This is a genomic window from Albidovulum sp. (genome assembly GCF_049646345.1).
In the GTDB taxonomy this organism is placed as follows: Bacteria; Pseudomonadota; Alphaproteobacteria; order Rhodobacterales; family Rhodobacteraceae; genus Albidovulum.
The window spans coordinates 1-1,913 of the sequence record NZ_JBARVQ010000389.1 but is presented as its reverse complement, the minus strand read 5'-3'; the positions used below and the strand labels follow the sequence as shown (position 1 = coordinate 1,913).

General features: G+C 58.6%; 3 protein-coding genes. All 3 read right to left on the bottom strand.

Going from position 1 to position 1,913, the window contains the following annotated elements:
- Window positions 1-642: LON peptidase substrate-binding domain-containing protein (locus tag WBB85_RS09565; protein WP_432638393.1), on the bottom strand; the 642-nt coding region annotated here is incomplete at its 3' end.
- Window positions 643-913: 271 nt separating this feature from the next.
- A complete protein-coding gene (locus tag WBB85_RS09560; RefSeq protein ID WP_432638392.1) occupies window positions 914-1,522 on the bottom strand; it encodes an acyl-homoserine-lactone synthase in 609 nt (202 codons plus the stop codon).
- 165 nt (window positions 1,523-1,687) lie between these two features.
- A partial coding sequence (locus tag WBB85_RS09555) for a response regulator transcription factor (RefSeq protein WP_432638391.1) occupies window positions 1,688-1,913 on the bottom strand: 226 nt, incomplete at its 5' end.

Sequence of the window (1,913 nt, the reverse complement as noted above, 5' to 3'; positions counted from 1 at the left end):
GCGCGACTTGATCTTTTTCTCGACCTGAAGGACGGACATTTCGCCCTGCATCAGGCCATAGACCTTTTCCAGCCGCTCGGCGACGTCGAGTGTCTCCAGCAGTTCCTGCTTCTGATCGACTTCAATGCCAAGATGGCCCGAGACGAGGTCAGCCAACCGCGCCGGTTCGCGTGCTTCGGCCACGGCCTGAAGCGCCTCTTCCGGCACGTTCTTCTTGATCTTGGAATAACGTTCAAATTCCTCGGCGACAGAACGCAAAAGCGCATCCACGGTCGCCTTGTCGCCCGGCAGTTCGGTCAGAAGCTGGGCGGAGCCTTCAAAATAGGCGTCGTTTTCAATGAAATCGGTGATCCGGACGCGGGCCTTGCCTTCGACCAGAACCTTCACGGTTCCATCAGGCAGCTTCAAAAGCTGCAACACATTCGCCAATACGCCGGCGCGGTAGATGCCATCGGTCGTCGGATCGTCCTGCGTCGGGTCGATCTGAGAGGACAAGAGGATCTGCTTGTCCTCGCGCATGACCTCTTCCAGCGCCCGCACCGACTTTTCGCGCCCCACAAAAAGCGGCACGATCATATGCGGAAACACCACGATATCGCGCAGCGGCAATACCGGATAGCTGGGGGCGAGCAATTCTGTCATAAACACATCCTGTTCTTCGCAAGAGGACACCGACCCCGGTTTTCGGCGGCACCCGGCCCTCTCCGTTCCGCGTCCTATCTATGTTGGCGCAGGCGTGGCTTCAACCGGGCCAAGCCCGGCGCGGTTCACAATACGCGGCGCGCCCGCGAGGGCAAGGCGAGAATAATCTTACATCGGACAGCAAGCCGCCTGTGCGCGAACCGGTAAGAATCGGCTCGCGCAAAGGATGAATGCTGGCAACAGGATTACGCTGCCTTACCTTTCCGACTGGTCAATTCGTCATCTGCAGCGGCTGCATCTTGATTGCAGGCATGCTCAACACCGCATAACGCCGACCATCCTCCGGGCTCGAATAGGGTTCTCCGATCCGATCGCATTTCCACCCGAGCTGACGCAGCGCACGCATCAGCGAAAGTGGCGACAACGACATAAGTTCGGACGCGCCGTGTTTGCGGGCCACGTCGGCCAGGCCGTCGACGATCAGGGCGAGACATTGCGACCTGTCGCTTTGTGTCTTGACCTCGTCCGACATCACCAGCCGGGTGCATTCCCACACGTCCGGTGTCTCAATCTCCTCCTGCAGGACACGGACCGGGATATCAGGAAGCCGCCCCGCCATGGCATCGCGCAGCATGTAGGTATGGCCGCCCCAATTCGACGTGGTCGGCATGGTTCGCGCGCCACCGATGACCGCGCCATCCCGCAGCACCAGCGAGTAATGCGCCAGAGGATTGTCGTACTGGTCCATTTCCACGAGGTCGTTGTGCGGAACATCCCAGCCAAGCGTGTCCACGAAGAACTGCTTGCGCAACTTGAGGTAGTCGTAAAAAGCCGTTCCGAAGCTGTGCAGGTCCGACATGTTGAATGTGATATTGTACATGGTTTTGCCCCTCCTATCATGGCAGAGGCAATTAGAGCAGGAATATACGTGATTAATAAATCCTGTATGGTGAATTACGTGTGGGTTTAACACCCTTAAGGCGTGTAGTCCTGACGCTAATGCGGCATCGGCGATGTGTGCTGCGCTCAACCAGCAGATGCGGCGTCATATCAGACCATATCCGACCGCAGTCGACACTGCCTGACTGGAGGTTTTCGCCCCCAATTTGGTCTTTGCCCCTTTCAGACGTTGCTTGATCGCGCCCTCCGACACCCCGATTCTGGCAGCGATCTCTTTCAGCAACAGGCCGTCGCGCACCATGGCAAGCGCCTCAAGCTCCGCGCGCGTCAGGTTCGTCGGCGGTGCGGTCGCTTCATGCAGGCGGCGCAAC